Annotated in this window: 8 protein-coding genes; 5 read left to right on the top strand and 3 right to left on the bottom strand. The window is 64.7% G+C overall.

Annotated elements, in window-relative coordinates; all coding sequences use genetic code 11:
- The 5 genes from ACILRN_RS03900 to ACILRN_RS03880 all read left to right on the top strand — a co-directional run.
- Positions 1 to 388, top strand: a 388-nt coding sequence (locus ACILRN_RS03900; protein ID WP_395685748.1) for a divergent polysaccharide deacetylase family protein, incomplete at its 5' end; no start/stop codon positions are given.
- Positions 388 to 885: an RNA pyrophosphohydrolase gene (locus ACILRN_RS03895; RefSeq protein ID WP_395685746.1), complete on the top strand. Its 498-nt coding sequence runs from the start codon at positions 388 to 390 to the stop codon at positions 883 to 885. The genes ACILRN_RS03900 and ACILRN_RS03895, both read left to right, overlap by 1 nt.
- Positions 886 to 894: 9 nt before the next feature.
- Complete coding sequence (locus ACILRN_RS03890) at positions 895 to 1,080, top strand: hypothetical protein (RefSeq protein WP_395685745.1); 186 nt, start codon at positions 895 to 897, stop codon at positions 1,078 to 1,080.
- A 5-nt stretch (positions 1,081 to 1,085) separates the two neighbouring features.
- Positions 1,086 to 1,754 (top strand): HAD family hydrolase, encoded by a 669-nt coding sequence (locus tag ACILRN_RS03885; protein ID WP_395685743.1) that lies wholly within the window; start codon positions 1,086 to 1,088, stop codon positions 1,752 to 1,754.
- A 232-nt stretch (positions 1,755 to 1,986) separates the two neighbouring features.
- Positions 1,987 to 3,363 carry a DEAD/DEAH box helicase gene (locus ACILRN_RS03880; protein WP_395685741.1) on the top strand — a complete coding sequence of 459 codons (1,377 nt, stop codon included), beginning with the start codon at positions 1,987 to 1,989 and terminating at the stop codon, positions 3,361 to 3,363.
- A 94-nt stretch (positions 3,364 to 3,457) separates the two neighbouring features.
- On the opposite strand, the gene ACILRN_RS03875 is transcribed toward ACILRN_RS03880, so the two are convergent.
- From ACILRN_RS03875 to ACILRN_RS03865, 3 genes are read right to left on the bottom strand one after another with little or no spacing between them, the layout of a single operon-like run.
- Complete coding sequence (locus ACILRN_RS03875; protein ID WP_395685739.1) at positions 3,458 to 3,853, bottom strand: F0F1 ATP synthase subunit epsilon; 396 nt, start codon at positions 3,851 to 3,853, stop codon at positions 3,458 to 3,460.
- A 5-nt stretch (positions 3,854 to 3,858) separates the two neighbouring features.
- Positions 3,859 to 5,298 (bottom strand): F0F1 ATP synthase subunit beta, encoded by a 1,440-nt coding sequence (gene atpD / locus ACILRN_RS03870; protein ID WP_395685737.1) that lies wholly within the window; start codon positions 5,296 to 5,298, stop codon positions 3,859 to 3,861.
- A 25-nt stretch (positions 5,299 to 5,323) separates the two neighbouring features.
- Positions 5,324 to 6,202: a F0F1 ATP synthase subunit gamma gene (locus tag ACILRN_RS03865; RefSeq protein ID WP_395685735.1), complete on the bottom strand. Its 879-nt coding sequence runs from the start codon at positions 6,200 to 6,202 to the stop codon at positions 5,324 to 5,326.
- Positions 6,203 to 6,212: the final 10 nt, after the last annotated feature.

Here is a 6,212-nt window from a genome sequence, read left to right as displayed (position 1 = left end):
CTACTCCGGCATCGTCAACTACATGGGCGCGCGGCTGCTGGTGGCCGAGGACGCCTTGCGGCCAGTCCTGAAGGAACTGAAAGGCCGCGGCCTCGTCTATCTCGAGACTGGCACCGGCAACCCCACCCTGTCGCCACGGCTGAGCGAGGAGCTGCGCTTGCCGCTGCGCCAATCGGGACTCGTGATCGATGCCGATCCCACCGCGCCGGCAATCGCGGCGGCGCTCAAGCGGCTTGAGCAGGACGCCATCGCGAATGGCTGGGCCATCGGCACCGGATCCGGCCTCGAGGTGACAATCGAAACAGTTGCAGACTGGACAAAAACCTTGCAGGAGAAGGGCATATTGCTGGTGCCGGTGAGCGCCGCCTACAAGGACCGACCCACCTGATGACCGACCACGACCGTTTTGCCGCCTACCGCCCCTGCGTGGGGGTGATGCTCCTCAACCCGGACGGCAAGGTCTGGATCGGGCGCCGCTTCGACAAACAGAATGACGAGGGCAAGGGACACTGGTGGCAGATGCCGCAGGGCGGCATCGACCCGGGCGAAGACATTCGCGGCGCCGCACTTCGCGAACTGGCGGAAGAGACTGCCGTCACCTCCGCCGAGGTCATCGCCGAGGCACGCGCGTGGTATCATTACGACCTGCCGGAACACCTGATCGGCAAGTCATGGAACGGCAAGTATCGCGGACAACGGCAGAAGTGGTTCGCCTTGCGGTTCACGGGCGAGGAGAGCGAGATCAACCTCAAGCCGCCCGGCCACAAGCAGGAATTCGACCAATGGCGCTGGGCCAGCATGGACGACGTGCTTGAACTCATTGTGCCGTTCAAGCGCCAGGTCTATGAGCAGGTGATCGCCGAGTTCCGGCATCTCGCGGCCTGAGTGAGTTCGATGTCCCCTGCCCAGATCGTCCAACTGCTGATCACCTTTGCCGGCATCGCGCTGGCCATCATCGTTTTCCTGTTCGGTCCCTTCGAACTGCTTGGCAACAGCATTCTTGCCCTTGTCATCTTCGTGGTGGCCGGGATCGCGGCGGGCTTTGCCTATGCCAGGCTTTCAGGCAACCGGACCAGCTGAGGCCCATGGCGCATGTGATCTTCGATTGCGACGGCGTGCTGGTCGATTCGGAACCTCTGTCGATGCAGGCCGACAGCGAGATTCTGGCATCTGTCGGCGTGATCATCAGCCCGGAAGACGCGCACCGCCGATTCGTGGGCAAGACCTTTGCCGCGATGATCGAAGAGGTTTCGCGCGAATTCGGCGTGAGCCTGCCGGCCGATTCCTCGGCGCGCAAGGATGCGCGGCTGCTGGAACTCTATGAGGCGGCCCTCAAGCCCGTCGATGGCGTTGCGGATGCGCTGGCCGCGCTCATGCCCCGGGGCATGAGCATTGCCTCCAATTCACCTGCCACACGGGTTGCCGCGGCGCTGCGCATCACCGGACTCTCGGACTTCTTCGGCGGCCGCATCGTGAGCTTCGAGCATGTGGCGGCCGGAAAGCCCGAACCCGATGTGTTCATCGAAGCGGCGCGGCGCGCCGGACACACGCCGCAGGACTGTATCGCCATCGAGGATTCAGTGACCGGCGCCACCGCGGCCCGCCGTGCCGGCTGCCTGGTTCTGGGCTTCACCGGCACTTATCCGCAGCCCGACGAACAGGCACGCGCCCTGCTGGCCGCCGGCGCGGCAACGGCCTTTTCAAACATGCGCGACCTGCCATCGCTCATTGCTGAAAATAATCCTTTGACTTAAGGGGCCCTTGCGCCCATATGGACATCGACGCTTCGGGCCCTCTCAAGGAATACGTGAGGCCGCGCGCTTCAGCGCAGCCGTTCTGGCCCGGTCACAGTGTCTTCACAAACATGCCTTTCACGTGGGTAGGTTTCAGCGCCTGCCCGGCCTTGCGCGGATCATCCGCGCCAGGGCCACATCGGACACGGCTTGCGCTGCCCACATCCGTTCCGAACATGAAAGTAGACCCATCTTGACTCAGTTTTCAGATCTTCAGCTCTCCGAACCCCTGCTGCGTGCCCTTGCCGCCGAGGGCTATGAGAGCCCCACGCCCATCCAGGCCCGCGCCATTCCGAGCCTGCTCGAGGGCAAGGACCTGCTGGGCATTGCCCAGACCGGCACCGGCAAGACGGCGGCCTTTGCGCTGCCCATCCTGCAGCGCCTGTCACAAAACCCCGAGCGCGCCCAGCGCGGCACCTGCCGCGCCCTGATCCTGTCGCCCACACGTGAACTGGCGGCCCAGATCGCCGAATCCTTCCGCGCCTATGGCAAGTTCATGAAGCTGTCGCGCGCCGTGGTCTTCGGCGGCGTGTCGCTCGGCAAGCAGATCGACATTCTGCGCGGCGGCGTCGACATTCTGGTGGCAACGCCAGGCCGTCTCGTGGACCTGATCGAACGCCGCGCGCTGACACTTTCCAAGGTCGAGATCTTCGTGCTCGACGAGGTCGACCAGATGCTCGACCTGGGCTTCATCCACGCCATCCGCAAGATCACCGGCATGCTGCCCGAAAACCGGCAGAACCTGTTCTTCTCAGCCACCATGCCAAAGGAGATCGCCGGGCTCGCCTCTGCGCTGCTCACCAACCCCGTGCGGGTTGAGGTGACGCCGGTGGCGACGACGGCCGAGCGTGTCAACCAGAGCGTCATCCATGTCGAGCCTGCAAACAAGGTGAAGCTGCTGGCCGAGCTGCTGAAAGACAACAACATGACGCGCACGCTGGTGTTCACCCGCACCAAGCACGGCGCCGACAAGGTGATGAAGCAACTCTCCGCGGCGGGATTCACCGCGGCCGCGATCCACGGCAACAAGAGCCAGAACAACCGCGAGCGGGCGCTGGCCGGCTTCAAGGCAGGCAAAATCCTTGTTCTGGTGGCCACCGACATCGCAGCGCGCGGCATCGACGTCGAGAGCGTGTCGCATGTCGTCAACTATGACCTGCCGCATGTGCCCGAATCCTATGTCCACCGCATCGGCCGCACGGCGCGCGCAGGCGCCGAGGGCTCAGCCATTGCCTTCTGCACGCCGGAGGAACGGCCCCTGCTGCGCGACATCGAGAAGACGATCCGCGCCCAGGTGCCAGTGAAGGAACATGCGCTTGGTCTCAAGGGCGTTCCGCAGCTTGCCCCGACCTTCGGCTGGAACCCGATGGGCAAGGACAAGCGCCCAGCCAAGAAGCCGCATCATCGCGGCCAGAACCCGAACCGCAATCACGGCGGCGGACCTGAGAAGCAACACGGCGCGCCACAGGGCCAGCGTCAGCCTCAGCGCGGCAACGCCGGCGGGCAACAGACGCCGAAGCGCTCGGGTGGAGGCAGCTGGATGACCGACATCGGCAAGCGGCAGGCCTGAGGCCAGCGACAGCGCCACATGGACTTCCCACGCCGGAGGCGTGGAGTCTCGGCCCTCTCCCCGCTGACGCGGGGCGAGGGCGTTCTTTTTTCCCTTACAGCGCCGACTGCAGCGCCTTCAGCTGGTTGAGCGTGTCAGCGGCCTTGCGCTGGGCCTCGCCGGGCTTGGCATCAGCCAGGTCTTCCTCGGCGTTCCTGATCTGCTTCGAGAGGGCCTCGGCATCAAGCTCGGCCATGGGGATGGCAACTTCGGCCAGCAAAGTGAGGCCCTGCGGATTGACCTCCACCATGCCGCCACGGACGAAGATGCGATCGGGGCTTCCGCCATCCTTGTAGACGGTGACGACGCCCGGCTTCAGCGTCGAGAGCAGCGGCGCATGGCCGGGGTAGATGCCCATCTCACCCTCGGACCCCGGAATGGTGACCGACGCCACGCTTCCCGAGAACAGAAGCCGCGCCGGGCTCACCAGTTCGAACTGAAGACCTGCCATGACGATCAGGCCGCCTCGGCGGCGAGACGCTTGGCCTTCTCGATCGCCTCGTTGATGGTGCCAACCATGTAGAAGGCGGGCTCCGGCAGGTGGTCGTAGTCGCCGTTGCAGAGGCCCTTGAAGCCCTTGATCGTGTCTTCGAGCTTGACCTGCACGCCCGAGGACCCGGTGAACACCGCCGCCACGTCGAAGGGCTGCGAGAGGAAGCGCTCGATCTTGCGGGCGCGCGCCACCGTCATCTTGTCCTCTTCCGAAAGCTCGTCCATGCCGAGAATGGCGATGATGTCCTGCAGCGCCTTGTAGCGCTGGAGGATCTGCTGCACCTGACGGGCGACATTGTAATGCTCCTCGCCGATGACGCGGGGGTCGAGCATGCGCGAGGTGGAGTCGAGCGGATCAACCGCCGGATAGATGCCCTTTTCGGCGATCGAGCGCGACAACACGGTGGTGGCGTCGAGATGCGCGAAGGAGGTGGCGGGGGCGGGGTCGGTCAGGTCGTCGGCGGGCACGTAGATGGCCTGCACCGAGGTGATCGAGCCCTTGGTGGTGGTGGTGATGCGCTCCTGCATCTGGCCCATGTCGGTGGCGAGCGTCGGCTGATAGCCCACCGCCGAGGGGATGCGGCCCAGCAGCGCCGAGACTTCCGAACCGGCCTGGGTGAAGCGGAAGATGTTGTCGACGAAGAACAGCACGTCCTGGCCCTGGTCACGGAAGTGCTCGGCAACAGTGAGGCCGGTGAGCGCGACGCGGGCGCGCGCGCCCGGCGGCTCATTCATCTGGCCATAGACCAGCGCCGCCTTGGAGCCGGCAACCGAGCCTTCCTTGGGGTTCTTGTTGACGCCCGATTCCATCATCTCGTGATAGAGGTCGTTGCCCTCGCGGGTGCGCTCGCCCACGCCGGCGAAGACCGAGTAGCCGCCGTGCGTCTTGGCGATGTTGTTGATGAGCTCCATGATCAGCACGGTCTTGCCCACGCCGGCGCCGCCGAACAGGCCGATCTTGCCGCCCTTGGCGTAAGGCGCCAGCAGATCGACGACCTTGATGCCGGTGACCAGAATTTCGGCCTGCGTCGACTGGTCGACGAATTCAGGGGCTGGCTGGTGGATGGCGCGGCGCGCCTTGGCGCCGATGGGGCCCGCTTCGTCAACCGGCTCGCCGATGACGTTCATGATGCGGCCCAGCGTTTCATCGCCCACCGGAACGGTGATGGGGGCGCCGGTGTTGCTGACCTTCTGGCCGCGCACCAGGCCCTCGGTGGAGTCCATGGCGATGCAGCGCACGGTGTTCTCGCCCAGATGCTGGGCAACTTCGAGCACCAGGCGGTTGCCGCCGTTATCGGTCTCGAGCGCGTTGAGAATCTCCGGCAGGCCGCCATCGAAGGCGACGTCGACGACGGCGCCGGTGACCTGGGTGATGCGGCCGGTTGCAGCTTCGCTGTGTGCCATGTGTGTGATCCTTCCCGTATTCGCGTTAGAGCGCCTCAGCGCCCGAAATGATTTCGATCAGTTCCTTGGTGATCTGCGCCTGGCGCTGACGGTTGTACTTGATCGACAGCTTGTTGATCATGTCACCGGCGTTGCGCGTGGCGTTGTCCATGGCGCTCATGCGCGCGCCCTGCTCGGAGGCGGCATTCTCCAGAAGGCCGCGGAATATCTGCACTGCAATGTTGCGCGGCAGCAGATCGGCGAGGATTTCACCCTCCTCGGGCTCGGCATCATAGACCGCGCCGGAGAGATCGGCAGGCTTGCCGCCCGATACATCCGCCGGAATGAGCCGCAGTGCGGTGGGCTTCTGCGAGATCACGGATTTGAACTCGGAGAAGAACAGCGTTGCCACATCGAACTCGCCGTTGTGGAACATGCCCAGCACCTTGTTGGCCACCGACTGCGCCTCGGCGAAGGACATCTGCTTCACGCTGCGGAAATCGACGTGATCGACGATGTACTTGCCGTAGAGCCGCTTCAGCGCGTCATTGCCCTTCTTGCCGACAGTGAGGATCTTCACCGTCTTGCCCTGGGCGATCAGCCGGTCGGCATGTTCGCGCGCCATCTTGGCGATCGAGGAGTTGAAACCGCCGCACAACCCGCGCTCGGCGGTGGCGACGATCAGCAGATGGGTTTCATCAAAACCGGTGCCGGTAAGCAGCGTCGGCGCACCCGCCTTGCCCTCCATCGCAGACGAGAGATTGGCGAGCACCGAAGCCATGCGCTCCGAATAGGGGCGCGCGGCAACGGCAGCCTCCTGGGCCCGACGCAGCTTGGCAGCAGCCACCATCTGCATGGCCTTGGTGATCTTGCGCGTGGCCTTCACCGAGGAAATACGATTTCGCAGGTCTTTGAGACTTGGCATCCCGGCCCCG

Source organism: Aestuariivirga sp., assembly GCF_044238155.1.
GTDB lineage: Bacteria > Pseudomonadota > Alphaproteobacteria > Rhizobiales > Aestuariivirgaceae > Aestuariivirga.
This window is presented reverse-complemented; position numbering and strand designations above follow the sequence as displayed.